This is a genomic window from Caballeronia insecticola, from assembly GCF_000402035.1.
Taxonomy (GTDB): domain Bacteria; phylum Pseudomonadota; class Gammaproteobacteria; order Burkholderiales; family Burkholderiaceae; genus Caballeronia; species Caballeronia insecticola.
The window spans coordinates 1,281,937-1,306,889 of sequence record NC_021287.1 but is presented as its reverse complement, the minus strand read 5'-3'; the positions used below and the strand labels follow the sequence as shown (position 1 = coordinate 1,306,889).

Here is a 24,953-nt window from a genome sequence, read left to right as displayed (position 1 = left end):
GAGCATGACTCAGTGCTTCACCCGTTTGCAGCTTCGACAGGAGACGGACGTTCATCGCGTCCGGCCCGCATCATGAAAAAGATTTTGACGGCTCTGGCGTTGTCGCTGTCGCTCGCTTCGCCGCTCGCGTTCGCTGTGCCGACGGCGCAGCAGGTCGAGCAGTCGATGACGCAGGGCAACTGGCAAAGAGCGGACTCGCAGTTGAGCGAAGTGCTCGATGCGCATCCGAAGAACGCGCACGCGCATTATCTGTACGCGCAGGTGCTCGATCGCGAAGGCCGTTACAGCGATGCCTTGTCGCATCTGCAGCAAGCGAAATCGCTCGATCCTTCGCTGAGTTTCACCGATCCGTCGCGTTTCGCGGCCACGCAGGCGCGCATTCAGTCGGACGCCACGCGGGCCAGCATATCGCCGCGTTCGGATAACAGCTCGAATGCAACCACTGCGCAGAATCCATTCAATCAGGGCAATCCGCGGGCGTCGGCGGCGCCGGCTGAAAAGCACGGCATCGGCATGGGCGCGTGGATCGGACTCGCGGTGCTGATCGGCGCCATCGCGCTCGTGTTGCGCTGGGGACTGCGCCGCGCCCGCGCACGCGACGATGACCGCGCCGGCGGCGATCGCCTCGCGCAGATCAAGCGCGCGACTGAACTGCTGAACGACGTACGCACGCTCAAGCTCGACGTACGGCTCTCCACCGCGCCCGGTCACGAAGCGCTGCTGCGCGACGTCGAAGGCGCGGAAACGCAATTGCGGCAGATGGTCGAGTCGCTGTCGAATTCGAAGAATCCGGTGCCGCCCTACGCTATCGAGGATCTGGAGAATCAGGTCGCGAGTCTGAAGGCGCGCGCCGAGGGACGCCCGGACCCGAATGCGGCACAAGCCAACGCGCAGAGCGACTCGCCGTATGCGCAGGAAGCCGAGCGCTTCGGACGCGGCCAGCAGCCGTATCAGCAGCAAGGGCCGTATCCGCCAAATGGACCTTATCCGCCGCAACAGGGGCAGCAGCCGCCCGTCATCATCCAGCAGGGCGGCGGCGGGTTTGGCGGCGGTATGGGCGGAATGCTGACCGGCGTGCTGCTCGGCCAGGCGTTGTCGAATGGGCGTGAACGCGTGATCGAGCGCGAAGTGCTCGTCGATCGCCCGGTGCAGAACGATGGCGGCGGACTCGATTTCGGCAACAACGGCGGCGGCCTCGACTTGGGCAACGGCTCGAACGACTGGAACGACGGCAGCGGCGGTGGCGGCCTCGATCTCGGCAGCAACGACGACGGCTGGCGCGATACCTGATACCGGCACCAACATGCCGTCGCACGCGCACTAAACGAAGGCCCCGCTCGCGGGGCCTTCGTCATTTCGGAGACATCGTTCGAACAAGTTCAGCCGCCGCCCAGAAAGCGCAGCAGGCTCCACAAAAACTTGAAGAAGCCAATGATGAATTCCCAGATGCGTTCGAGCTGATCCCAGTTCGCGACGCGCAGCAGCACATTCAGGATCATGCCGGCGGGACCGCGCGGCGGCGCAGCGGCGCGCGTTCGTGCATGGATGAAACGGCCATCGTGGAAAAAAGAAGGCGGCTCGCGCCGCCTTCGATGTGATTGCAAAACCGCATGATACCCGCTCGCGCGACGCGGCCCGAATCAGCCCGCCGCCGGCTTCTCGCCGTCCTCGGGCGGGATCTCGTCCGTGAGCGCTTCTTCGAGGCGCTTGAAAATGCGTCGCGTCGCGCCGCGCGGCTGAAGCGCGAACAGCAGCAACGACCGGCCCGTCACCTGATACACGTTGTGCGAATCGAACACGCCCAGTTCCTCGCGGATCGGCGCATTCGTGTCGATCAGGCAGATCCATTCGTCCGGTCCCGGAATATCGGGCAGCGTGAAATCGACCACGTCGTGATACGCGTTCAAGACGAGCAGCAACGTCGCGTCCGATGCCGGCTTGCGGATGCCCGTCGCCTGCGCCCGTCCGTCGATGACGAGACCGAAGCAGCGCATGTTCGGATCGTCCCATTGCTCCTGCGTGAGCACGTCGCCGCTCGGGCTCAGCCATTTGACGTCGGTGACCTGCAATTCGTCGCGGAATTCGCCGGTGAGAAAGCGCTGGCGTCGCAGCACCGGCAGCGTATGGCGCAGCGTCGTCAGCTTGCGCACGAACTCGGTGAGCGCGTGGCCGTCTTCGTCGATGTCCCAGTTCACCCAGCTGATGTCGTCGTCCTGACAGTACGCGTTGTTGTTGCCCTTCTGCGTGCGGCCGAATTCGTCGCCCGCGAGCACCATCGGCGTGCCTTGCGAGAACAGCAACGTCGCGAGCAGATTGCGCTTCTGGCGCTCGCGCAGCGCGCGGATCTCCGGGTCGTCGGTCGGGCCTTCCGCGCCGCAGTTCCACGACTTGTTGTCCGAATGGCCGTCCTTGTTGTCCTCGCCGTTCGCCTCGTTGTGCTTCTCGTTGTATGAGACGAGATCGTTCAGCGTGAAACCGTCGTGCGCCGTGATGAAGTTGACGCTCGCCCACGGTCTGCGGCCGCGCTTGTTGAACTTGTCGCCGGATGCGGTCATGCGCGTCGCGAGTTCAGGCGCTTCGCCCTCGTCGCCCTTCCAGAAACCACGCACCGTGTCGCGATAACGGTCGTTCCACTCTGCCCAGCCCGGCGGAAAGCCGCCCACCTGATAACCGCCCGGCCCGCAGTCCCACGGTTCGGCGATGAGCTTCACGCTCGACAGAATCGGGTCTTGCCGGCAACTGTCGAGAAAGCCGCCGCCTTCGTCGAAACCGTAGGGCTCGCGGCCGAGGATCGTCGCGAGGTCGAAGCGAAAACCATCGACATTCATCTCGGTCACCCAGTAGCGCAGGCTGTCGGTGACCATCTGCAGCACGCGCGGATGCGAGAGATTGAGCGTGTTGCCCGTGCCAGTATCGTTGATGTAGTAGCGCGGCTCGTCGGGCATCAGCCGATAGTACGACGCGTTATCGATACCCTTGAACGACAGCGTCGCGCCGAGTTCGTTGCCCTCGGCCGTGTGGTTGTAGACGACGTCGAGAATCACTTCGAGACCGGCTTCGTGCAGGCGGTCGACCATTTCCTTGAATTCGGCGATGGCGCCCGAGTTGCGCGCGAAGAAGCGCGGATCGGCGGCGAAAAAGCCGATGGTGTTGTAGCCCCAGTAGTTCGTCAGACCCTTGTCGAGCAGATGGCTGTCGTTGACGAACGTCTGGATCGGCATCAGTTCGACCGAGGTCACGCCGAGGCTCTTGATGTACTCGACGATTTCCTTCTGCCCGAGCCCTTCGAACGTGCCGCGCATGTGCTCAGGAATCGCCGGATGCAGCTTCGTAAAGCCGCGCACGTGTGTCTCGTAGAAGATCGTGTGCTCCCAGGGCACGCGCACGCGCGTCGCGTGCGTCCAGCTGAAAGTCTGGTCGACGACTTCGCACTTCTGCATGAAGGGCGCGCTGTCGCGTTCGTCGAAGGTGAGATCGTCGCCCTCGGCGCCGATCGTGTAACCGAACAAGGCCGGGTCCCATTTCAACGTGCCGACGTGCGCCTTCGCGTACGGATCGAGCAGCAGTTTGTTCGGATTGAAGCGATGTCCGGCTTCCGGCTCGTACGGGCCATGCACGCGATAGCCGTAGACGGTGCCGGGTTTGAGCCCGTCCACGTAGACGTGCCAGACTTCATCGGTGTATTCGGGCAGTTCGATGCGCTGGGTCTCCTGCTCGCCCTTCTCGTCGAAGAGACACAGTTCGACCTTGGTCGCGTTCGCGGAAAACAGCGCGAAATTCACGCCTTTTCCGTCCCAGGTCGCGCCGAGCGGAAACGGGGAGCCTTCGGCAATGCGGAGTTCGTTCGGCATGAGATGATGTATTCGATTGGTTGACGCGACGCGTCGGATGGATTCGGCGGCATTGCGAGGCCTGGCGGCGCCAGCGGACCTCGGCAAGCATTTCGCGTGCCCGTGAGCAGATTCGGCGTGCGGATTGCTCGGCGGACCTGAGCGACCAGGCTCTGGCGCGTGCTGCTCTTATCGCGTGTAAAACATTCCTGCACGCTCGATGCGCCCTCTCATCATCCAGGGAGAACACGCCTTGTCCACGCGCCCCGGTTCCGGCTCGACGCATTTCCAGATCACCGGCACGGCGGAGGAAAGCCGCGCACACGGCCGCGCCATGCGTGACGCCGTGCCCTTCGAAGCGCATGCCGGCTGGACGCCCGAGGCGGACCGGCCGGACCCCGTCGAGCGCGTACTGGCGGGCAACGCGGGCCGCCAGGCGCGGCTGATTCCGCTGCGCATGCAGCGCATGGCGGAGTCGCCGTTCGCGTTCCTGCGCGGTTCGGCGACAGTCATGGCGTGGGATCTCGCGCGCTCGCCGTCGATCGGGCACAACGTGATCATCGACGGCGATGCGCACATCAACAATTTCGGCCTGTTTCGCACGCCGCGTCAGGACGTCGTGTTCGATCTGAACGACTTCGACGAAACGCTGGTCGGTCCGTGGGAATGGGACCTGAAGCGGCTGACGGCGAGCATCAACGTCGCGGCGCGCGAGAACGGTGTCGATGCCGCCGGACGCGAGCGCGCCGTGCGCTCGGCGTGCGCGGCGTATCGCACGACCATGGCCGGTCTCTGGCAAGTGAGCCCGTACGATCTCTGGCAGTTGCGCTCGTACGCGAGCGCGCTGCACATGGACGCGCCGACGCGCCTGAATGCCGAGGAAAAAGCCACCATCGAGCGCACGGTCGAGCGGGCCATGAAGCGCTCCCACGCGACGATGCTCGCGAAAATGGCTGAACCCGCGGGCAAGAGCTATCGCTTCAAGGTCGATCCGCCGATTCTCACGCAACTCGACGCAGCCGAGAAAAACCATGTCATCGACGGATTAGGCGCGTATCTGCAGACGATCGCAGGCGAGTGGCGCATGATGCTCGAACGCTATGACGTGGTGGATGTCGCGCATCGGGTGGTCGGCGTGGGCAGCGTCGGCACGCGCGCCTATCTCGTGCTGATGCAGAGCCGCGCGCTCGGCGATCCGCTGTTCATTCAGGTGAAGGAAGGCATCGTGCCCGCCGCCGCGCCCTTCGTGCCGCCGCTGCCAGAGCCGCTGCGCCATCAAGGGCGGCGCGTGGTGCATGGCCAGCGGCTCATGCAGAGTTCGTCCGACGCCCTGCTCGGCTGGACAACCATCTCTGGCCGCGATTTCTACGTACGCCAGATGAAGCAGATCCGCGGCTCGATTCCGGTTGATTGGCTGCACGGCGCGACCTTCGATTTTTACGCGTGGTGTCTGGGTCTTCTGCTCGCGCGCGCCCATGCGCGGACCGGCGACGCCGCGCTCATCGCGGGATATTGCGGCAACTCGGACAAGCTCGATGCCGCCTATGCATCATGGGCCGAGCGTTACGGTTCGCAGACGGTGGCGGACCATGCCGCATTCTGCGCGGCGATCAGCGCAGGCCGGGTCAAGACGGCATGAAGTCACCCGCAGGCACACGCCCGGCGGCCCGCAGTCGAATTGACTATCATTGACGGACGCCCGCAATGAAACGCGCATGCACGCACGTTTCGCGGATGCGCCAATGGCATAGCCCTTGCTGCCGCTTAGCCCGCAAAAACCCGTCTCGAACTTCAACTGGAGGAAGCCGCGCATGAGCATGATCGAGGAATTCAAGAACTTCGCCCTGAAGGGCAACGTCATGGACCTTGCAGTCGGTGTCATCATCGGCGGCGCCTTTTCGACGATCGTCAATTCCGTCGTCAAAGATTTGATCATGCCGGTGGTAGGCCTGGCCACCGGCGGCCTCGACTTTTCCAACCTCTTCATCAAGCTCGGACCGATACCGCCAACGTTCAAAGGTAATCCCGATTCATACAAAGACCTGCAGACGGCGGGTGTCGCCGTGTTCGGCTACGGATCGTTCATTACCGTGCTGATCAACTTCATCATCCTGGCATTCATCATCTTTCTGATGGTCAAGTTCATCAACAACCTGCGCAAGCCGTCGGAAAACGCGCCGCCGCCCGCGACGCCGGAAGACGTGCTGCTGCTGCGCGAAATTCGCGACGAACTCAAGAACGCGCCGCGCGTCTAGCCGGGCAAACCCGCCAATCAAGTAGTCAGAACCAGGCATCATCGCGGGAACCCGCGCCGGGCGCGCGGGTCTGCGATGAATGCACCCACCCGTTGGTGCGCCCCCCCGCTTTTTTCTTTACGAAAGCTATTCGCGCGGGTAGCAGCAGGACTATTATTGAGATAGATGCTCAGAGGGATGCCAAGCGGGCCGCCAAACGGTCATCGGCACGAATCGTGCGCCAGGAGCGTGCATCGGCAGAAGCCGGTCGCAACAATCATTGGCCCGAATCACCGTGACCTATTCACATCGATGCGCTATAAAAGATCGACGTGCGGCGCGCAAGACGGGAGTGGCCGCATGAGGACGCAGCGTTTCTTGCAATTCTTTTTCAGGCGAGTTTTTATGTCCTTCCCGAAAAAGCGTAAACGCGTGAAGGCCGATGGCGACGAGTCTTTTCTCGCCGTGCTGAGGCATTTCAGGCCGTTTGGTCAACTGGATACCAAGATCGCCCGGGCGCGCGCCCAGGACGAGCCGGTGCTCTACGCGCATGTTCTGCCGGGACTCGATGTCCTGCTATGCAGCGTGCGCGGCGCGCAGCCGCCGTATCCGGCCATCGACGAGCTGCACCGGCGCTGCGTCGAATCGATCACCAACGCGCTCGAACAGCCGCTCGACGGACTGGAAAACGGCGGGTACTGGTACGAGGCGAATGGTTTCGGTTTTCTGGTCTTCGCGAGCCGCGCCCGAGCGCAGATCCTGAGCGAATTCGGCGCGACCGTATCGGCACGCAGGCGCCGCGGCGCGCGCCGTCAGGACGCGGGCGATGCCGCGTCGCGACCGCTGCGCTGATTCTTCTCTCAGACGCTTTCATACATTCCACGCGATCCACGGGCCTCGAAATCGAGGCCCGGCGCGTTCTTGGGCGCGAGATTCTTTCACTGCGCGCAAACCCCCACTACTCCGCCGCGCTTTCCTATCCTTTAATGAAAGCCACGCGCTCGTACCGTTGATGGCGCGCGCCTTGCTGTATCGACATCGCAAGCTTTCCGCGACGAAGCCGTCGCTCTCGGCCGATCTCATCATTACAAGGAGAACACCATGTCGGAACACGTCTACAAGCAGATCGAACTCACCGGCTCCTCGCCGCAATCGAGCGACGACGCCGTGCGCGTCGCGCTGGCGAAGGCATCGAAGACGCTGCGCAACATGCACTGGTTCGAAGTCGTCGAAACACGCGGTCATATCGAGGACGGCAAGGTCCTCCACTGGCAGGTGACGATCAAGGTGGGACTGCGCATCGACGACTGACGCGCCGGTCCGACGCATGAAAAAACCGCGCTTCGTATTGCCACGAAGCGCGGTTTTTCTTTGGCGCGGCTACACGCGGAGTTATTTCGGCAAGGAGCCGTCCACGCCTTCCACATACCAGTTGATGCGTTGCAGTTCCGGGTCGGTCAGCGTCTTGCCGGCCGGCACCTTCTCCGCGCCCGTCTGATCCTTGATCGGGCCGCTGAACACATCCCACTTGCCGGCGTGCAGTTCGTCACGCTTCGCCGCGACTGCCTGCATCGCCTTCGCGGGAATCACGCCGCTGTTCAGGTCTTCGAGGTCCACGGCCTTCTGCGGAATGCCGAGCCACACCGGATCGTTCTTCCACTTGTTGTCGAGCACTTGCTGGATCACGTTGTTGTAATACACGCCCCAGTGCGCGACCACCGAGCCCAGATGCGCATTCGGCCCGAACTTCTTCATGTTCGAATCCCAGCCGAACGCGTAGACGTGCTTCTCGTTCGCCGTGTTGAGCGTTGCGTTGGAGTCGGTGTTTTGCAGCAGCACGTCGGCGCCCTGGCCGATCAGCGTTTCCGCCGCCTGCTTTTCCTTGCCCGGATCGAACCAGCTGTTGATCCAGATGACCTTCGTGTGAATCTTCGGATTCACGGAGCGCGCGCCCATCGTGTAGGCGTTGATGTTGCGCACCACTTCGGGAATCGGCACCGACGCCACGAAGCCGAGCGTGTTCGTCTTCGTCACATAGCCTGCGGCGACGCCCGCGAGATACGCGCCCTGATACATGCGCACGTCATACGTGCCGAAGTTCTTGGCCTTCTTGAAGCCCGTGGCGGTCAGGAAGATGGTGTCCGGAAAGTCCTTCGCGACCTTCAGCGCGAAATCCTGATAGCCGAAGCTCGTCGCGAAGATGACCTTGTTGCCCTTGTTCGCCAGATCGCGGAACACGCGCTCCGAGTCCGCCGATTCCGGCACGTTTTCCACTCGCGTGATCTTGATCTTGTTGCCGAACTTCGCTTCGGCTTCCTTGCTGCCCGCATCGTGTGCGAAGGTCCAGCCGGCATCGCCCGGATTGCCGAGATAGACGAACGCGACGCCCGGCGCGTCGGCGGCCCGCGCGCTCAACGCGGCGACCGTGGCGGACAGCGCGACGGTCGCCGTAATCGCCTTCAGCCATGGTTTATTCATTGTGATTCTCCTGGTCGATGTTGTCGATGTTGTGTGTGGAAAAACGAAAACCTGTGCGTGGCCCGCGCCAGTTTCGTCGGTCAAAAAGATGAGCGAAACGTCGGCGCGGCTTTCAAACAACAGCGCTCAGCTCGCCGCAAAAAAAGGCTTGCCGAGCGACGCGGGCGCGTTCAGCTTGATCGTGTTCGGATTGCGCGAAATCAGCACGAGCACGACGATCGTCGCGATATACGGCAACATCGCGAGAAATTGCGTCGGCACGGGCACGCCGATCGCCTGCGCGTAGAACTGCAGCGCCATGACCGCGCCGAACAGCAACGCGCCGATTAGGAGGCGCCCCGGCCGCCACGTCGCGAACACGACGAGCGCAAGCGCGATCCAGCCGCGGCCCGAAGTCAGTTGCTCCTGCCAGACGTGCAGATAGACGATCGAGTAATAGCCGCCCGCGATGCCCGCCATCGCGCCGCCGAAGAGTGTTGCGCCGTAGCGCACGCCCACCACCGGAAAGCCCACCGAATGCGCGACTGCCGGCGATTCGCCGACCGAGCGCAGCACGAGCCCCGCGCGCGTCTTGTAGAGGAACCAGCCGATCACGCCGAACATGATGAACGCGAGATAACCGAGCGGCGTGAGCGAGAAGACCGCGGGGCCGAGCACGGGTATCGACGAGAGGCCGGGAATCGGCATCACCTCGATGCTCGCGCGCACCGCCGCCGACGTGTATGGCTTGCCGACATACGCCGAAAAGCCGATGCCGAAGATCGTGAGCGACAGGCCTGTTGCGACCTGATTGGCAAGCATCGTGATGGTGAGAAAGCCGAACAGCAGCGACATCGCGAGCCCGGCAAACACCGACGCGACGATGCCGAGCCACGGATTGCCGGTGATCGCGGTGACCGCGTAGCCGGCTACGGCGCCCATCAGCATCATGCCTTCGACGCCCAGATTGAGCACGCCCGACTTTTCCGCGACGAGTTCGCCCGCGCCCGCGTACATCAGTGGGATCGCGGCCACGACGGCGCTCGAGGCAAGATTGCCGGCTTGATTGAGGTCCATTTTTGTTAGCCCTTTTTAGCCGTCTATGCGGCGTGATGCGCGCTCGCGCGACGCCTGACCCGGTAGTTCACGAACAGATCGCAGCCGAGCAGGCAAAACAGCAGCAGGCCCTGAAACACGCCCGCAAGCGCCTGCGGCAGTTGCAGCGAGGTCTGCACCGCTTCGCCGCCGAGATAGAGCAGCGCCATCAGGAGACTCGCGAGCACGATGCCCACCGGATGCAGCCGTCCCACGAACACGACGATGATCGCCGTGAAGCCATAGCCCGGCGACCAGCCCGCCTGAAGCTGCCCGATCGGCCCGGCGACTTCGCCCATGCCGGCGAGACCCGCGAGACCGCCCGACAGCAAAAGCGAGGTCCAGATGGTCTTCTTGTCGGAGAAACCGGCATAGCGCGCGGCGAGCGGCGCCAGACCGCCGACGTTCATGCGAAAGCCCGCGAAACTCTTCCGCATGAAGAGCCACACGCACGGAATTGCGATCACTGTGAGAAACACCGACGCGTTGATGCGCGTGCCCTTGAGCCACGTCCAGTGCCAGTCGCCGTAGAGACGCGGGAAGAGCGCGTCGTCGCCGAACATCGCGGAAATCGGGAAGTTCATGCCTTCCGGATCGCGCCACGGACCGCTCACCAGATAGATCAGCAACTGCGTGGCGACGTAGGTGAGCATCAGGCTCGTCAGGATTTCGTTCGTGTTGAAGCGGCTCTTGAGCAGCGCGGGAATCGCCGCCCACAGCATTCCGCCGACGATGCCGCCCAGCATCATCAGCGGCAACGTCCACCAGCCGGAGGCATCGCCTGCGTGAATCGCGATGCCGCCCGCGACGATCCCGCCCAGCAGCATCTGCCCTTCCGCGCCGATGTTCCATACGTTCGCGCGATAGCCGACCGCGAGCCCGAGCCCGATCAGGCACAGCGGCGACGCTTTCAGCAGCAGCTCGGACCAGCCGTTCACGCTCGACAGCGGCTCGATGAAGAACGCATGCATCGCGCGCAGCGGGTCCTGGCCGACCAGGCTGAAGATCAGAAAGCCGATCACGAGCGTCGCGACGGCGGCGACCACCGGCACGGCAAGCTGCATGGCGCGCGAGGGTGCCGGGCGCGCTTCGAGTCGATAAGGGAAGATCATCGTCAGTTCTTCAGGAGGGAGTCGGGTTCGGCCTCGGGCGCGCGCTTGCCCTCGAAGAGTCCGGCCATGAAGAGGCCGATTTCTTCCGCGTTGGTGTCGCTCGTGTTGCGCACGGGTGAAAGCTTGCCGCGCGCGATCACGGCGAGCCGGTCGCAGATATCGAATAGCTCTTCCAGTTCCTCCGAGATCACGAGGATCGCGACGCCGCGCGCCGCCAGGTCGAGCAACTGCTGACGGATGAATCCCGCCGCGCCGACATCGACGCCCCAGGTCGGCTGCGCGACGACGAGCACCTTCGGCTCCTGAAGAATCTCGCGCCCGACGATGAACTTCTGCAAGTTGCCGCCCGAGAGGCTCTGCGCGAGCGCGCCGCTGCCGCCGCAGCGCACGTCGAACGACTGGATGCAGCGGTCCGCGAACGCCTTCACCGTGTTCGCCCTGATCCAGCCGCCGCGCACCATGCTTTCGCGGTGCGCGGTGAGCAGGCCGTTATCGGCGAGTGACATGGCCGGAACCGCGCCGCGTCCGAGCCGTTCTTCCGGCACGAAGGCGAAGCCCAGACGCCGGCGCGCGCCCGCGGTGAGACGCGCGGCCGGTTTGCCGCAGATCGATACGGCGTCCGCCGCCGCGTGCCGGTCGCGGATTTCGCCCGAGAGCGCCGCGAGCAATTCCGCCTGCCCGTTGCCCGACACGCCCGCGATGCCGAAAATCTCGCCGGCATGAACCGCGAACGACACGTTATCGAGCGACGTGCCGAACGGATCGGGACTGGCGACCGAAAGCGCCTTCACCGCCAGCCGGATATCGCCCGGCGTGTGCGCGCGGCGCGTGTAGTCCGGCAACGAATGCCCGACCATCAGCTGCGCGAGCGACGCCTGCGTTTCTCGGCGCGGATCGACGTTACCGGTCACGCGCCCGCCGCGCATCACGGTGGCGTTCTCGCAAAGCGACTGGATTTCGTCGAGCTTGTGGCTGATATAGAGAATGCTGCAGCCTTCGGATGCCAGCCGGCGCAACACCTTGAAGAGCTTCTGCACCGCTTGCGGCGTGAGCACGGAAGTCGGCTCGTCCATGATGAGCAGACGCGGGTTCTGCAGCAGGCAGCGCACGATTTCCACGCGCTGGCGCTCGCCTACCGTCAGGCTGTGCACGTGGCGCTGCGGATCGACATCGAGGCCGTAGTCCTTCGACACGTCGCGGATACGCTTGCCGAGCGCCTTCATGTCGAACTTTTCGTCGAGCGCGAGCGCGATGTTCTCGCCTACCGTCAGCGTCTCGAACAGCGAAAAGTGCTGAAACACCATGCCGATGCCGAGCTTGCGCGCCGCCGCCGGACTGCCGATCTCCACGGCTTCGCCTTGCCAGCGAATCTCGCCTTCGTCGGGACGCACCGCGCCGTAGATGATTTTCATCAGCGTGGATTTCCCCGCGCCGTTTTCACCGAGCACGGCGTGGATTTCGCCCGGCATGACGACGAGGTTCACGCCGTCGTTCGCCCTGACGGCCGGGTATTGCTTGCTGATGCCCGACAACGCCAGGCGCGGTGGCGTCGTCGACGATTGGATGGCGTCGCCCATTGAAATCCAGAAATGCGCCCGGCCACCGAGCAGGCCAGGCTGGAAAAATTACCGCGTGACCGCTGCGTGACGATGCGATGTCGCGCAAGTTGGACCGCGGGCAGAATTTACAGAATTTGAGATGCTAAATCCACCACTCAAAATAACGCGCCAATTCCCGCACAGCCAGCATTTGCGGGTAAGCCACACCTTGACGAATCTGTCACGTCATATTAAAAATGATATGTTGCACCCCCGCATCGATCAGCCAGAACATATAGTGGAGATAACATGAGTCAGCAACGCGAGGCGATCGATACGTATTTGTTACGCGTCTTGCATACCCTCCTGATGGAACGCAGCGTGACCCGCGCGGCCGTCAAGCTCAATCAGTCGCAACCCGCCATCAGCGCGGCCCTGCGCCGTCTGCGCGACATCACCGGCGACCCGTTGCTCGTGCGCGGCAAGTCCGGCATGGTGCCCACCGAATACGGCCTGCGCCTGCTCGAACCGACCCAGAATGCGCTGCGCGAAATCGAGCGCATCAAGGTTCAGCAGCACAGCTTCGATCCTTCGACTTCCGTGCGGTGCTATCGCATCGGCTGCCCCGACTACCTGAACGTGCTGTTCGTGCCGACGGTCGTCGAGCGCTTTCGGCAGGCGGCGCCCAACGCCACGCTCGAATTCCATTCGCTCGGTCCCGCGTTCGATTACGAACTCGCGCTCGAAGACGGCAAGCTCGATATCGTCGTCGGCAACTGGCCGGAGCCGCCGGAGCAACTGCATCTGTCGAACCTTTTCGTCGACAAGATCGTGTGTCTCGTCAGCAACACCCATCCGTTCGCCAAGCGCGGCGGGCTCACGCTCGACCAGTATCTGAACGCGCCGCATCTCGCGCCGACGCCGTATTCGGTCGGCCAGCGCGGCGCAATCGACGTGCATCTCGCGCGCGAGCGCCTGAAACGGCATGTGGTTGTTACGCTGCCTTACTTCAATCTCGCGCCGTACGTGCTGATCAAGTCGGATCTCGTGTTCACGACGACGCGCCTCTTCGCCGACCATTACGCGCGATTTCTGCCGCTCGCCGTCGTGCCCGCGCCGCTCGACTTTCCGCCGATGCAGTACTACCAGCTCTGGCACGAGCGCTGTCACTATTCCGACGAAGTCCGCTGGCTGCGCGGGCTCGTCGGCGAGGCGACGCGCTCGCTCATCGACCAGCCGTGATCCGTACGGGGCGCTTCTCAGCGCCCCGCCTTCTTTCTTAGGTGTGATTCGCCAGTTCGCCCGCGAGCCGGTTGTGGCGCGCAACGACCGCGCCGAGGTCCAGCGTCGTCAGGCGGCCTTCCTTCACCACGATTTTCCCGTCGATGACGCTCGTCGATACCTGCGACGGCGCGCAGAACACCAGCGCGGCGACCGGGTCGTGCAGCGCGCCCGCGAAAGCCGGCTGCGACAGGTCGAACGAGACGAAATCCGCCGCCATGCCGGGCGCGAGCGCGCCGATATCATCGCGATTGAGCACTTTTGCGCCGCCGAGCGTGGCGATTTCGAGCGCCTCGCGCGCGGTCATCGCGTCGGGGCCGAAGCCCACGCGCTGCAGCAGCAACGCCTGACGCACCTCGCCCACCATCTGCGCGCCGTCGTTGGAGGCCGAGCCATCGACGCCGAGTCCCACCGGCACGCCCGCGTCGCGCATGGCGCGGATCGGCGCGATGCCGGATGCCAGGCGCATGTTCGAGCACGGACAGTGCGCGACACCCGTGCCCGTGCGCGCAAACAGTTCGATGCCCGGCCGGTCCAGTTGCACACAGTGCGCATGCCACACGTCGTGGCCGACCCAGCCGAGGTCTTCCGCGTACTCGGCGGGCGTCATGCCGAACTTCTCGCGGCTGTACGCGACATCGTTCACGTTCTCGGCCAGATGCGTATGCAGCGAGACGCCGTATTCGCGCGCGAGCAGCGCGGCATCGCGCATCAGTTCGCGGCTCACCGAAAACGGCGAGCACGGCGCGACGACCACGCGCAGCATCGCGTAACGCCCTTCGTCGTGATACGTCTCGATCAGGCGCTGCGAGTCCTTCAGAATCGCGTCTTCTTTTTCGACGACGGAATCCGGCGGCAAACCGCCGTCCTTCTGCCCGACGCTCATGCTGCCGCGCGCCGCGTGAAAGCGCATGCCGATTTCCCGCGCCGCCGCGATGCTGTCGTCCAGCCGGCTGCCGTTCGGATAGATATACAAATGATCGCTCGACGTCGTGCAGCCCGAAAGCATCAGCTCGGCCATCGCGGTTTGCGTCGAGACGCCGATCATCTCGGGCGTCAGGTGCGCCCAGATCTTGTAGAGATTGGTGAGCCAGCCGAACAGTTCGGCGTTCTGCGCGGCGGGAATTGCGCGCGTGAGGCTCTGATACATGTGATGGTGCGTGTTGACGAGGCCGGGAATCACGAGATGGCCGCGCATGTCGAGCACTTCGTCGGCGGATTGCGGCAGCTCGCTCGACGGCCCGACCGCGACGATGCGGTTGCCTTCGATATACAGCCCGCCATCAGCGATTTCGCGGCGCTGCTCGTCCATCGTGACAAGCATGTGGGCGTTTTTGACCAGCACAGTACGGGGTGTTGCTTGCATCGATATATCTCCGAAAAACGAGGTCCAGGTAACCAGCCCCGGTTACCCGGCGATGACCGCCGTCTTCGGGACGCCGCAATTTTGCGCGCATCGTCACTGTCCGCAGCCAAAAAATCGGACGCAATCAGGCTGCCGTCATAGTCGTCCTCAGGCGCGCAATATATTCGCGAATTTTGACGCGGGTAGGATCGCCGGGAAAGCCTTGGGCGGGCACTGAGCGAGCACTTTCGAAAAACCGCGAAAGCGCCGCGCGCCCGTTCCCGCAAGGCTTACGCGCCGCTGTCATGCGTTGGGCATTATCTTTCCTATCGCGGGCGCACAGCGTGTCTCAAATTCCTACAATGCTGTACACGGCGCGCATCTGAAACGCCGACGGGTATGTAGCCACTGACGTGGAGCCTCGATCCGCCGCAGACGCACCTGAACGCCCGGGTGCCGAATTTCGGATCGATGCGCACGCCGGATCTCGCACAACACAAGGAACATGCGAATGGGCAAGCTTACTACCCACGTCCTCGACACCGCGCACGGCCGCCCGGGCGCGAACATCAAGATCGAGCTGTTCGCGCTCAACGGCGACGTCCGCCGCGCGATCAAGACCACCGTCACCAACGACGACGGCCGCTGCAATGCGCCGCTACTCGAAGGCGCCGAATTCGAAACCGGCGAATACGAACTCGTGTTCCATGCAGGCGATTACTTCGCCACGCTCGGCGCGAACGTGCCGGAGCCGCGTTTCGTCGATCGCGTCGTGCTGCGCTTCGGCATTGCGGATACGGCGTCGCACTATCACGTGCCGCTGCTCGTGTCGCCGTGGTCCTACAGCACCTATCGCGGCAGCTAAAACCAGAACCTGAGAGCAACGCACCAGCACATCGCGCTCGTCCCCAAGATCGCGACGATGTGCGCATAACGAATCGGTAGTGGAGGAGTTCATGGAAGGCTTTGTCACCGACTGGCTCAATCTCGCATTGCGCTGTCTGCATGTCATCGTGGCGATCGCGTGGATCGGCGAATCGTTCTACTTCGTCGCGCTCGACAACAGTTTGAAACCGCCTACGGACCCGAACGCGCGCCGACGTGGCGTCTTCGGCGACTTCTGGCACGTGCACGGCGGCGGCTTTTATCACATGCAGAAGTATTCCGTCGCGCCGCAGGACATGCCGGAGAATCTGCACTGGTCGTTCTGGCCGTCGTACACCACGTGGATGTCGGGCTTCGGTCTCTTCCTGGTGCTGTATCTGCTGTCGCCCAGCACCTATCTCATCGACAAAAACGTGCTCGACATGGGTCCGGTCGTCGCGGTGTCCGCCGCGCTCGGCTTCCTGATGGCGGGCTGGATCGTCTACGACTCGCTGTGCCGCCTGCTCGGCACCAACGACAAGCTGCTCGGCATCTGCGTCGGCATCTATGTGCTGGTCGCGGCGTTCATCGCGTGCCATGTGTTCTCGGGCCGTGCCGCGTATCTGATCACCGGCGCGATGATCGCGACGATCATGTCGGCGAACGTGTTCTTCGTCATCATTCCGGGCCAGCGCAAGATGGTCGCCGCGATGCTCAAGGGCGAGACGCCGAACGCGATCTACGGCAAGCGCGGCAAGCAGCGTTCGGTGCACAACACGTACTTCACGCTGCCGGTGGTGTTCGCGATGCTGTCGAACCACTACGCGATGACCTACACGCACAAGTACAACTGGCTGATCCTCGTGCTGATCATGCTGGCGGGCGCGCTGATTCGCCAGTTCTTCGTGATGCGCCATCGCGGTCAGGTGCTGTGGTACATGCCGGTGGCGGGCCTCGTGCTGGTGCTCGGCGCGTTCGCCTGGACCATGCCCGCGCCGACCGTGGCGGTCGCACAAGCCGCCGGCGCGCCGACGATCAAGGTCGCCGACATCCAGCCGATCATCCAGCAGCGTTGCGCGACGTGCCACTCCGCACATCCGACGATGATGGGCAGCGCACCGGCAGGCGTCTTGCTGGACACGCCCGCCGAGATCAAGCTGAACGCGCAGCGTGTGCACCAGCAGGCGGTGACGTTGAAGGCGATGCCGCTCGGCAACGTCACGCAGATGACGGATGCGGAGCGTCAGAAAGTGGCCGCGTGGTTTGCGGGCGGCGCGGTGGAATAAGCGCTCCGGTTACGCCATGCAATGCCCCGCTTCGGACGAAGCGGGGCATTTTTCATTCACCGCGCGAAATAATCCTTCACCGCGCGAATCACGGTATCGATATCCGCGCGCGACACATCGCGATGCGTGACGAAGCGCGACGCATAAAGCATCTGCGTGAGAATGCCGCGCTCCTTCAAAAATGCTTCGAGGGGCGCGCAATGCGCATCGGGAATCTGCGCGAAAACCATGTTCGTCGCGTGCGACTGCACGGTGACCGGCTCGATCTGCGCAAGCCCGGCGGCAAGACGCGCGGCGTTTTCGTGGTCCTGCGCGAGCCCGTCGACGTGATGATCCAGCGCGTACAGACACGCCGCCGCGAGCACGCCCGCCTGCCGCATGCCGCCGCCGAGCACCTTGCGCCAGCGGCCCGCGACCTCGATCAGCGCCTTCGAGCCGACGAGCACCGAACCGACCGGCGCGCCCAAACCCTTCGAGCAGCAAATCGACACGGAATCGAACGGCGCGCACAGATCGCCGACCGGCCGCTCCGACGCCACGGCCGCGTTGAAGACGCGTGCGCCGTCGAGATGAAGCGAGAGCCCGCGATCGCGCGCGAGCCGCGCCGCCTGCGCGACATAGTCCGCCGGCAACACCTTCCCGCCGATGGTGTTTTCGAGCGTGAGCAGCTTCGTGCGCGCGAAGTGATTGTCGATCGGCTTGATGGCTGCCGCGATCTTGTCGAGCGGCAAGGAGCCGTCCGGCGCATTTTCGAGCGGCTGCGGCTGGATGCTGCCGAGCACGGCCGCGCCGCCGCCTTCGTACTTGTAGGTGTGCGCCGCCTGCCCGACGATGTATTCGTCGCCGCGCGCGCAATGCGCCATCAGTGCCGCGAGATTGCTTTGCGTGCCGCTCGGGAAAAACAGGCCGGCTTCCTTGCCGGTGCGCTCCGCGAGCGTGGCCTGCAGTTTGATGACGGTGGGATCGTCGCCCCAGACGTCGTCGCCGACTTCGGCCGCGGACATCGCGGCGAGCATGGCGGGGCCGGGACGGGTGACGGTATCGCTGCGTAGATCGATCATGCGTGCTTCCCTTTGTGTCGTGCTCATCGAGAAGCGCTATGGTACCTGCCGGCGCCCGATCCGGTCACGAACCGGCAGGCGAAAAAAAGACCGGAATCGCTTCCGGTCTTCTATGACGGTCGAGCCAGCCGCGTCCGCTCAGCGCATCGCGTCCTCGGTGAGCCAGAGCGATTCCTTCAGATCCTGCTCGTTGAGGTTGTGCCCTTCCCCGCCGCGATCGACGACGATGAAATCGCTCACCTTGCCGAGCGCGAGCAGCGGATGGTGCCACACGCCTTTCGCATAGTTCACCCCCTGCCAGCCGCTCGTGACGAACGCGCGAATCTTCGATTCGTCGAGATTGCCCGCGGGCGCGACGACCACGAGATACGGCCGGTCATCGAGCGGGACGAACGCCTGGCTGCCGAGCGGATGCCGCTCCATCATCTTGATCTCGAACGGCAAGGCCCGCGGCTGCCCGCGAAAGAGATTGACGAGCGTATGACCGCCCTGCTCCGTCACGTCCACGTTGCACAGATCGTGAAAGCGGATCGTGGTGCCGAGGTTGATCGGGATCTGCTTCGCGCCATCGAGTTCGATGACATCGCCGAAAGGCTGGAACGCAGCGCGCGTCAAAGGTTCGATAGCGAGCTTCTTCATGATGCGAGCGTCCCGAAAAGCCGCAGGCGCGACACGCCGCCGTCCGGATAGATATTGAAGCGCACGTGCGTAACAGGGCCCGCCGACGCGAGTTCGGATTCGAAGAAATGCTGCTTGTCCATCTGCAGTTTCTGTTCGCCGAGCAGGACGGGCCAGAACATCGCCTGCGTGACGAGCGAACTGTCCGTGCCGCCCTTCACATACGCGGCCTGCAGCGAGCAGCGATCGGGATAGTTGCCCTTGAAGTGCGCGGTGTCCACCTCGACCTTCTTGATGATGCCCGGCTGCGCCAGCGCGACGATACACCAATCGTTGCCCGGCTCGCGGCGGCGGCGCGTTTCCCAGCCGTCGCCCATGTTCACGCCGCGGCCCGGCATGAGCAGCGTCGATGCCAGTCCGAAGTGCTGATTGTTCGTCGCGACGAGATACGCGCCGTTTTCCATCGCGCCGAGATCGACGAGCTGATTGCGGTCGGCGTTACTCCAGTCGAGTTGCGGCTGGCCGTACACCCGCAGACGCGCGATGCCGCCGTCCGGATAGATGTTCACGCGCAAATGCGTGAACGGCTTCGCGGCGTTGACGTCGAGATAGTGGTGCGTGTTGCCCTGAAGCGTCGTCGACGGCACGACTTCCGTCCATTGCGTCGACTGATTCGGCGAACCATCGGCGACATGCGCGCCTTCGATCGACGCCGCCGGCGGGAAGTTGCCGGTGAAATGGCTCGTGTCGAGATCGATTCCTTTGATCACGCCCGGACGCGCCAGCTTGACGATGCACCAGTCATAACCCGTCGAACGCTTGCGGCGCGTTTCCCAGCCGTCCATCCACTTGCCGTGATCGTCGAACTTGCCGGGAATGAACACCGCCGGCTCGGGGTTCAGCATGCGTTCCTTCGGCGCGAAGAAATCGTCGCTCGCCTCGAGTGCCTGCGCGCCCAGTCGCGGGTCCGCGAGATTCACATAGCGGCGCGTGAATTCGGGCGCGTTGGGATCGAGTGTCGGAATTGCCATTGTCTTCGTCCTTAGGTTACGTTTTCGTTACGTTCGTCTACGGTGAATGCGGATCAAGCCTGGATCAGGTCGTTCAGCCTGAAGCGGGCGATCCGGTAAATCTGGTCGAGGCTCGTGCGAAGCTCTTCGGCGCGGTCATGATTCACACGCGTTTCGAAGTTCGCGATGATGCCGTGACGGTCGTAGCCGCGCACGGCGAGAATGAACGGGAAGCCGAACTTGTCGCGATACGCCTGATTGAGCGCCTGCAGCCTGTCGAACTCTTCCTGCGTGCACAGATCGAGGCCCGCGCCGCTTTGCTCGCGCGTCGATTCGGCGGTCAGCTCGCCGCGCACCGCCGCCTTGCCCGCGAGTTCCGGGTGAGCGTTGATGAGCGCGAGTTGCTTATCGCTGCCGGCAGTTTCGACGATATGCGACATCGCCTTGTGCAAGGCGTCGATATCTTTGAACGGCCGTTGCTGCGCCGCGGCTTGCGGCACCCACGGCGAGTGTTCGAAGATGCCCGCGAGCACCGTCACGAACGTGTCGGCGGGCATGGTGTTGAGTTGGTCGAGTGTGTAGTGCATCGCCTTCATGCCGCCGTCCCGTTGTTGGTTTTCTCGAATGGATGTTGCTCGCGCCAGTGACGCGCGATGTCGACGCGCCGCGTCACCCACACGCGATCATGCTTCTCGATGTGATCGAGGAACTTCTGCAGGCCGCGGAAGCGCCCGGGGCGTCCGAGCAGACGGCAGTGCATGCCGATCGAGAGCATCTTCGGCGCTTCGTCGCCTTCTTCGTAGAGCACGTCGAACGCGTCCTTCAGATACGTGAAGAAGTGCTCGCCCGTGTTGAAACCCTGCGGCGTCGCGAAGCGCATGTCGTTGGTGTCGAGCGTGTACGGCACGATCAGGTGCGGCCTCTTCTCGCCGCCGGTCACTTCGACTTCGGTCCAGAACGGCAGGTCGTCGCCGTAATAGTCGGAGTCGTAGAGGAAGCCGCCGTATTCCGCCACCAGCCGATGCGTGTTCGGGCTGTCGCGGCCGGTGTACCAGCCGAGCGGACGCACGCCCGTCACGCGCTCGATGGCTTCCATGCCAAGGCGCATATGCTCTGCTTCGCGCTCCGCCGACATGTCCTGATAGTGGATCCAGCGATATCCGTGGCACGCGATTTCGTGCCCGAGTTCGACGAACGCCTTCGCCAGATCCGGATGACGCTCGATCGCCATGCCGACGCCGAAGATCGTCAGCGGCATCTTGCGCTTCTCGAACTCGCGCAAAATGCGCCACACGCCCGCGCGCGAACCGTACTCGTAAATCGACTCCATGCTCATGTGACGCGACGGATACGCCGCCGCGCCCACGATTTCCGACAGAAACTGCTCCGAGCCCGGATCGCCATGCAGCACGCAGTTCTCGCCGCCTTCTTCGTAATTGAGCACGAACTGCACGGCGACGCGCGCGCGCCCCGGCCAGTTCGCCTGGACCGGATGGCGGCCGTAGCCGATCAGGTCGCGTGGATAGTTCGGATCGTGTGACATGGCTGGGCGTCGGTGCGTTGAGCGTTGGTGTGAGCGATGAAGAAACGGGATTGTTGACGATCGAGTGTAGCCAAAAGACCCCGGCGCGCCCATACATCAGGGCAGATAATCCGGGTCACGCCGGGTGTATGTGGCGCTGGCCGTCGCCACCAGACGCCATCAGCGCGGGCTGAAATCCCCGAGCACGCCGTCGTAACGTTTCGCCAGCGGCCGCGCGTAGTCGCCGCGTTTCGCTGTATGAAGCTTGAGCGCGATCAGCGCCTCGCTCCACTTCACCGCCGCCGTCACGCCTTCGACCACCGGCGCGCCGACGGCGTCCTCCACCTCGCGGCAGAATTCGGCCATTCCGGCGCAGCCGAGCACGATGGCGTCCGAGCCGTCCTCATCGAGCGCGCGCCGGCATTCGTCGATGATCGTCTGGCGCGCCGACGAGCCCGGCTCGTCGAGCTCCAGCACGGCGACATCCGTTGCGCGCACGTTCTTGCAGAAGCGCGTCATGCCGTAGCGCTCCGCCAGATGCCACGCCATGCCGACCGTGCGTTGCAGCGTGGTGACGACGGAAAACCCCGGCGCGATCACGCTCGCCGCGTGCATCGCCGCCTCCGCGATGCCGATCACCGGACCGCGCGCCAGCTCGCGCGCCGCATAGAGGGCCGGATCGCCGAAACACGCGATAACGTAGCCGTCGAAGCCCTGACGCTCGCCCGCCTCGATTTCGGCGAGCAGACCGAGGGATGCGACCGCCTCGTCGTAATACCCTTCGATGGACGGCGGGCCCATTGTCGGGCTGACGGCGACGATCTCCGTGCCGGGCGCGGCGACTTCGCGGGCGCAGCGGCCCATCGCTTCGGTCATGCGCTGTGTCGTGTTCGGATTGATCAGTTTGATGCGCATTGCTTTCTCCAGACTGCGTTCGATGTTTCTCTCAGGTTCTATCGTGTGTTATAGGCCGTCGTTCAGACTTCGCGGCGGCGATCGGCGAGGAAGTAATAAAACACCGCGCCCAGGCCCGCGCCGATGAACCACGAGAAGTTCGCGGCGCCTTCCAGCGACGGCACCATCACGCAGAGAATCGCGAGCACGGCGGCGGGCAGCAGCGCCATCACCGCGCGGCGGTTCACGCCCTTCGTGTACCAGTAGCGGCCTTGCTCGGACACGGTGTAGAGATCGTCGACCGCGAGCTTGCCGCGCTTCATCAGATAGAAGTCGAGAATCAGCACGCCGTACAACGGTCCGATGAAGCTGCCGAGAATGTCGAGCGTGTAATGGATCACGGCCGGGTTGTTGAACAGGTTCCACGGCGTGATGAAAATCGACGCGACCGCGGCCATCATCCCGCCCATGCGCCAGCTGATGAGTTTCGGCGCGACGTTGGAGAAGTCGAAGGCGGGCGACACGAAGTTCGCCACGATATTGATGCCGATAGTCGCGATCGTGAAAGTCAGCGCGCCGAGAATCACGGCGGACGGATGATCGATGCGGCCGACGGTTTCCACCGGATCGGTGATCAATTGGCCGAACACGGGCAGTGTCGCGGCGGTCGTGATAACGGTCACGAGCGAGAACGCCAGGAAGTTCACCGGCAGGCCCCAGAAGTTGCCGCGCTTGACGCTGCGGAAGCTCTTGCCGTAGCGCGAGAAGTCGCCGAAGTTGAGCATCGGGCCGGAGAAGTACGACACGACGAGCGAGATCGCGGTGATCATCACGGGAATCACTTCCATGCCGTGATACTTCACGCCGCCGAGATTCAGGCCGATGTTGCCGAGGCCCGCGCGCCACACCATGTAGCCGGCGAGAATGAACATGACGACGTAGACGGCGGGACCGGCGAAGTCGATGAATTTCTTGATCATCTCCATGCCGCGCCAGAACACCACGGCTTGCAGCACCCAGAGCAGCATGAAGCCCGCCCAGCCGATCGCCGAGAGTCCGACGAAACCATAACGGTGCACATCGGCATAAGGCATCAGCGACGGCACGAACTTCAGCACGACGATAACAAGCGCGCTCGACGCCAGATAGGTCTGGATGCCGTACCACGCCACCGCGATGAGTCCGCGAATCACCGCGGGAATGTTCGCGCCGAGCACGCCGAAGGTGGCGCGGCACGCGACCGGATACGGCACGCCCGCCACCTGACTCGGCTTGGCGATCATATTGCACAGCACATTCACGAGCCCGATGCCGATCAACAGCGAGATCAGCACTTGCCAGCTCGTCAGGCCGAGCGCGAACAGACTGCCCGCGAACACGTAGCCGCCGACGCTATGCACGTCCGACATCCAGAACGCGAAGATGTTGTAGGCGCCCCAGGTCTGATTCTTGAGGGGCGCGAGGTCCTCGTTGTAGAGGCGGTCGCTGTAACCGGCGGGCAGATTCGGATCGTCTCCCGATGTCTGCTCTTCGTATTGCGGCAGGGCTGGGCTGCCGGATGCACTGAACTGGGCCATGGCGTCTCCTTCGGAAGGCGGCTTGCGTAATGAAAAGACTGCAAATGCTCGGTGACAAGCGTCGATCGGATACCTTCGCCGGCGTTGAAGACGGCGCGATATTCTTCGGATTTGCGTTTTCGCCGCAGGGCGCGAAACCAAGAGCACGCGAGGCTTATGCCCCGCGCACCCGCCCTGCGGCGACTTTCATTGCACGCTCGTGTGAGCGTCCTGTTCATTGCGGTGCACGCTGCGAATGTGCGCGCGTGCGACTCGCCACGCGCCCGGCGCGTTGATGCGCGGGGCACGGTCTCCGTTTATTAGTACAACTTGATTCTGTCGATGGCAGATTCTTCGCTCTGCCCTATCGCTGCCGCTACGTGCCGAGCGCCTTCTCGCGCTCGGCGGGTCGTGCGAATACTTCCTTCAGATCGACCGCGCCGCGCGCCGGCCGCTCCAGCATCTTCAGTTCGACATCGCGCAGATGCTGCGCCATCAGATCGGCGGCTTTCAGCGCGTCGCCGGCATCGAGCGCGGCGAGAATCTGCTCGTGATCTTCGAAGGAACACGAACTCTTGCCGAGCGATTCATATAGCGCCGAGATCAGCGTCGACCGTGCGACGAGTCCCGACAGACATTCGCACAACACCGTATTGCCGGTGAGCGCTGCGAGCTCGGTGTGAAACTCGCCGGAGAGCCGAATCCACGATGAAAAATCGTGGCTCTCGAACGCGCGTCGCTCGCGCCCGATGGTCGCGCTGATCGATTTGAGCCGGCGCATGCCGTGCCCTTGCGCGATTCGCTCGACGACCGCCAGCTCGATGATGCGGCGCATCTCGAACACTTCATGCACTTCCTGCAGCGACGGACTCGCGACGAACGCGCCGCGATTCGGCTCGAGATCGACCAGGCGCTCGTTCGCCAGTTGCGCGAGCGCCTGACGCACCGTGCCGCGCTTGACTGCGAACACTTCGCACAATTGCGCTTCGGTCAGCTTGGCGCCCGGCGCCAGACGATGCTCGAGGATCGCGGCGCGCATGTTCTCGGCGATCGACTCGGCATTGGCTCCGTTGGGAGCGCTAGTTGAAGCGTTGGATGCAGCACTCGGTTTAGTCTCAGACATGATGTGCTCGCTTGCATGTTGATCATCTTAGAATCGACATAAAGATTGTCAACAATTTGTTTTGAGAATTGGGTTTGTGGGCGTGGTTTTTCAGGCGCCTGATCGCACGCATCCCAATAGATACGGG

The 24,953-nt window shown here is 63.5% G+C and carries 22 protein-coding genes; 8 read left to right on the top strand and 14 right to left on the bottom strand.

What is annotated here, in order from left to right; genetic code table 11:
- Positions 1-72: 72 nt before the first annotated feature.
- A complete protein-coding gene (locus tag BRPE64_RS06020; protein WP_016345162.1) occupies positions 73-1,290 on the top strand; it encodes a tetratricopeptide repeat protein in 1,218 nt (405 codons plus the stop codon).
- 350 nt (positions 1,291-1,640) lie between these two features.
- Here BRPE64_RS06020 and glgX read toward each other — a convergent pair whose 3' ends face one another.
- The gene (gene glgX, locus BRPE64_RS06015) at positions 1,641-3,851 is read right to left on the bottom strand and encodes a glycogen debranching protein GlgX (protein WP_016345159.1); all 2,211 of its coding nucleotides are present in this window, start codon (positions 3,849-3,851) and stop codon (positions 1,641-1,643) included.
- Positions 3,852-4,083: 232 nt separating this feature from the next.
- Here glgX and BRPE64_RS06010 point away from each other — a divergent pair, with 232 nt between their 5' ends.
- The 4 genes from BRPE64_RS06010 to BRPE64_RS05995 all read left to right on the top strand — a co-directional run bounded on the left by BRPE64_RS06010 (position 4,084) and on the right by BRPE64_RS05995 (position 7,375).
- Positions 4,084-5,469 (top strand): DUF2252 domain-containing protein, encoded by a 1,386-nt coding sequence (locus tag BRPE64_RS06010; protein ID WP_016345158.1) that lies wholly within the window; start codon positions 4,084-4,086, stop codon positions 5,467-5,469.
- A gap of 172 nt (positions 5,470-5,641) precedes the next feature.
- A complete protein-coding gene (gene mscL / locus BRPE64_RS06005; protein WP_044041299.1) occupies positions 5,642-6,085 on the top strand; it encodes a large conductance mechanosensitive channel protein MscL in 444 nt (147 codons plus the stop codon).
- A 339-nt stretch (positions 6,086-6,424) separates the two neighbouring features.
- Positions 6,425-6,916 carry a hypothetical protein gene (locus BRPE64_RS06000; RefSeq protein WP_044041298.1) on the top strand — a complete coding sequence of 164 codons (492 nt, stop codon included), beginning with the start codon at positions 6,425-6,427 and terminating at the stop codon, positions 6,914-6,916.
- 249 nt (positions 6,917-7,165) lie between these two features.
- Entirely contained in the window at positions 7,166-7,375 is a 210-nt protein-coding gene (locus tag BRPE64_RS05995; protein WP_016345155.1) for a dodecin, read from the top strand.
- An 81-nt stretch (positions 7,376-7,456) separates the two neighbouring features.
- Here BRPE64_RS05995 and BRPE64_RS05990 read toward each other — a convergent pair whose 3' ends face one another.
- From BRPE64_RS05990 to BRPE64_RS05975, 4 genes are all read right to left on the bottom strand, one after another.
- Positions 7,457-8,542 carry a BMP family ABC transporter substrate-binding protein gene (locus tag BRPE64_RS05990; protein WP_051180307.1) on the bottom strand — a complete coding sequence of 362 codons (1,086 nt, stop codon included), beginning with the start codon at positions 8,540-8,542 and terminating at the stop codon, positions 7,457-7,459.
- 126 nt (positions 8,543-8,668) lie between these two features.
- On the bottom strand, positions 8,669-9,598 hold the full coding sequence (locus tag BRPE64_RS05985; RefSeq protein WP_016345153.1) for an ABC transporter permease: 930 nt from the start codon (positions 9,596-9,598) through the stop codon (positions 8,669-8,671).
- Between the two features lie 23 nt (positions 9,599-9,621).
- Positions 9,622-10,728, bottom strand: a complete 1,107-nt coding sequence (locus tag BRPE64_RS05980; protein WP_016345152.1) for an ABC transporter permease — start codon at positions 10,726-10,728, stop codon at positions 9,622-9,624.
- 2 nt (positions 10,729-10,730) lie between these two features.
- Positions 10,731-12,305 (bottom strand): ABC transporter ATP-binding protein, encoded by a 1,575-nt coding sequence (locus BRPE64_RS05975; RefSeq protein WP_016345151.1) that lies wholly within the window; start codon positions 12,303-12,305, stop codon positions 10,731-10,733.
- A gap of 270 nt (positions 12,306-12,575) precedes the next feature.
- Between BRPE64_RS05975 and BRPE64_RS05970 the strand changes: the two genes are divergently transcribed.
- Positions 12,576-13,508: a LysR substrate-binding domain-containing protein gene (locus BRPE64_RS05970; RefSeq protein ID WP_016345150.1), complete on the top strand. Its 933-nt coding sequence runs from the start codon at positions 12,576-12,578 to the stop codon at positions 13,506-13,508.
- Positions 13,509-13,545: 37 nt separating this feature from the next.
- On the opposite strand, the gene BRPE64_RS05965 is transcribed toward BRPE64_RS05970, so the two are convergent.
- The gene (locus BRPE64_RS05965) at positions 13,546-14,913 is read right to left on the bottom strand and encodes an 8-oxoguanine deaminase (RefSeq protein ID WP_051180305.1); all 1,368 of its coding nucleotides are present in this window, start codon (positions 14,911-14,913) and stop codon (positions 13,546-13,548) included.
- Between the two features lie 490 nt (positions 14,914-15,403).
- On the opposite strand from BRPE64_RS05965, the gene uraH reads away from it, so the two are divergent.
- Both uraH and BRPE64_RS05955 read left to right on the top strand, forming a co-directional pair.
- A complete protein-coding gene (gene uraH / locus BRPE64_RS05960; RefSeq protein WP_016345147.1) occupies positions 15,404-15,757 on the top strand; it encodes a hydroxyisourate hydrolase in 354 nt (117 codons plus the stop codon).
- 91 nt (positions 15,758-15,848) lie between these two features.
- Positions 15,849-17,042 (top strand): urate hydroxylase PuuD, encoded by a 1,194-nt coding sequence (locus BRPE64_RS05955; protein ID WP_044041296.1) that lies wholly within the window; start codon positions 15,849-15,851, stop codon positions 17,040-17,042.
- A gap of 56 nt (positions 17,043-17,098) precedes the next feature.
- On the opposite strand, the gene ltaE is transcribed toward BRPE64_RS05955, so the two are convergent.
- The 8 genes from ltaE to BRPE64_RS05915 all read right to left on the bottom strand — a co-directional run bounded on the left by ltaE (position 17,099) and on the right by BRPE64_RS05915 (position 24,826).
- On the bottom strand, positions 17,099-18,103 hold the full coding sequence (gene ltaE, locus BRPE64_RS05950) for a low-specificity L-threonine aldolase (protein WP_044041295.1): 1,005 nt from the start codon (positions 18,101-18,103) through the stop codon (positions 17,099-17,101).
- Between the two features lie 138 nt (positions 18,104-18,241).
- Positions 18,242-18,742: an ureidoglycolate lyase gene (locus BRPE64_RS05945; RefSeq protein WP_016345144.1), complete on the bottom strand. Its 501-nt coding sequence runs from the start codon at positions 18,740-18,742 to the stop codon at positions 18,242-18,244.
- Positions 18,739-19,752, bottom strand: coding sequence for an allantoicase (gene alc, locus BRPE64_RS05940; RefSeq protein ID WP_016345143.1), 1,014 nt, complete (start codon positions 19,750-19,752; stop codon positions 18,739-18,741). The genes BRPE64_RS05945 and alc overlap by 4 nt, the downstream gene beginning before the upstream one ends.
- Positions 19,753-19,805: 53 nt before the next feature.
- The gene (gene uraD, locus BRPE64_RS05935; protein ID WP_016345142.1) at positions 19,806-20,327 is read right to left on the bottom strand and encodes a 2-oxo-4-hydroxy-4-carboxy-5-ureidoimidazoline decarboxylase; all 522 of its coding nucleotides are present in this window, start codon (positions 20,325-20,327) and stop codon (positions 19,806-19,808) included.
- Positions 20,324-21,274, bottom strand: coding sequence for an allantoinase PuuE (gene puuE / locus BRPE64_RS05930; RefSeq protein WP_016345141.1), 951 nt, complete (start codon positions 21,272-21,274; stop codon positions 20,324-20,326). Before puuE ends, uraD begins: the two co-directional genes overlap by 4 nt.
- A 159-nt stretch (positions 21,275-21,433) precedes the next feature.
- A complete protein-coding gene (locus tag BRPE64_RS05925) occupies positions 21,434-22,168 on the bottom strand; it encodes an aspartate/glutamate racemase family protein (protein WP_016345140.1) in 735 nt (244 codons plus the stop codon).
- A gap of 62 nt (positions 22,169-22,230) precedes the next feature.
- Positions 22,231-23,724: an NCS1 family nucleobase:cation symporter-1 gene (locus BRPE64_RS05920; protein ID WP_016345139.1), complete on the bottom strand. Its 1,494-nt coding sequence runs from the start codon at positions 23,722-23,724 to the stop codon at positions 22,231-22,233.
- 355 nt (positions 23,725-24,079) lie between these two features.
- Positions 24,080-24,826: a GntR family transcriptional regulator gene (locus tag BRPE64_RS05915; protein ID WP_044041294.1), complete on the bottom strand. Its 747-nt coding sequence runs from the start codon at positions 24,824-24,826 to the stop codon at positions 24,080-24,082.
- Positions 24,827-24,953 lie beyond the last annotated feature (127 nt).

Bases quoted from the DNA above. Each gene is read 5' to 3' on its own strand.
- BRPE64_RS05990 (WP_051180307.1), bottom strand. From the start codon at position 8,542: ATGAATAAACCATGGCTGAAGGCGATTACGGCGACCGTCGCGCTGTCC.
- uraH (WP_016345147.1), top strand. From the start codon at position 15,404: ATGGGCAAGCTTACTACCCACGTCCTCGACACCGCGCACGGCCGCCCG.
- BRPE64_RS05915 (WP_044041294.1), bottom strand. From the start codon at position 24,826: ATGTCTGAGACTAAACCGAGTGCTGCATCCAACGCTTCAACTAGCGCT.
- BRPE64_RS05945 (WP_016345144.1), bottom strand. From the start codon at position 18,742: ATGAAGAAGCTCGCTATCGAACCTTTGACGCGCGCTGCGTTCCAGCCT.
- BRPE64_RS05955 (WP_044041296.1), top strand. From the start codon at position 15,849: ATGGAAGGCTTTGTCACCGACTGGCTCAATCTCGCATTGCGCTGTCTG.
- BRPE64_RS05965 (WP_051180305.1), bottom strand. From the start codon at position 14,913: ATGCAAGCAACACCCCGTACTGTGCTGGTCAAAAACGCCCACATGCTT.
- BRPE64_RS05920 (WP_016345139.1), bottom strand. From the start codon at position 23,724: ATGGCCCAGTTCAGTGCATCCGGCAGCCCAGCCCTGCCGCAATACGAA.
- BRPE64_RS05925 (WP_016345140.1), bottom strand. From the start codon at position 22,168: ATGCGCATCAAACTGATCAATCCGAACACGACACAGCGCATGACCGAA.
- BRPE64_RS05975 (WP_016345151.1), bottom strand. From the start codon at position 12,305: ATGGGCGACGCCATCCAATCGTCGACGACGCCACCGCGCCTGGCGTTG.
- BRPE64_RS05980 (WP_016345152.1), bottom strand. From the start codon at position 10,728: ATGATCTTCCCTTATCGACTCGAAGCGCGCCCGGCACCCTCGCGCGCC.
- mscL (WP_044041299.1), top strand. From the start codon at position 5,642: ATGAGCATGATCGAGGAATTCAAGAACTTCGCCCTGAAGGGCAACGTC.
- BRPE64_RS06000 (WP_044041298.1), top strand. From the start codon at position 6,425: ATGAGGACGCAGCGTTTCTTGCAATTCTTTTTCAGGCGAGTTTTTATG.
- puuE (WP_016345141.1), bottom strand. From the start codon at position 21,274: ATGTCACACGATCCGAACTATCCACGCGACCTGATCGGCTACGGCCGC.
- ltaE (WP_044041295.1), bottom strand. From the start codon at position 18,103: ATGATCGATCTACGCAGCGATACCGTCACCCGTCCCGGCCCCGCCATG.
- BRPE64_RS05985 (WP_016345153.1), bottom strand. From the start codon at position 9,598: ATGGACCTCAATCAAGCCGGCAATCTTGCCTCGAGCGCCGTCGTGGCC.
- alc (WP_016345143.1), bottom strand. From the start codon at position 19,752: ATGGCAATTCCGACACTCGATCCCAACGCGCCCGAATTCACGCGCCGC.
- glgX (WP_016345159.1), bottom strand. From the start codon at position 3,851: ATGCCGAACGAACTCCGCATTGCCGAAGGCTCCCCGTTTCCGCTCGGC.
- uraD (WP_016345142.1), bottom strand. From the start codon at position 20,327: ATGAAGGCGATGCACTACACACTCGACCAACTCAACACCATGCCCGCC.
- BRPE64_RS05970 (WP_016345150.1), top strand. From the start codon at position 12,576: ATGAGTCAGCAACGCGAGGCGATCGATACGTATTTGTTACGCGTCTTG.
- BRPE64_RS06020 (WP_016345162.1), top strand. From the start codon at position 73: ATGAAAAAGATTTTGACGGCTCTGGCGTTGTCGCTGTCGCTCGCTTCG.
- BRPE64_RS05995 (WP_016345155.1), top strand. From the start codon at position 7,166: ATGTCGGAACACGTCTACAAGCAGATCGAACTCACCGGCTCCTCGCCG.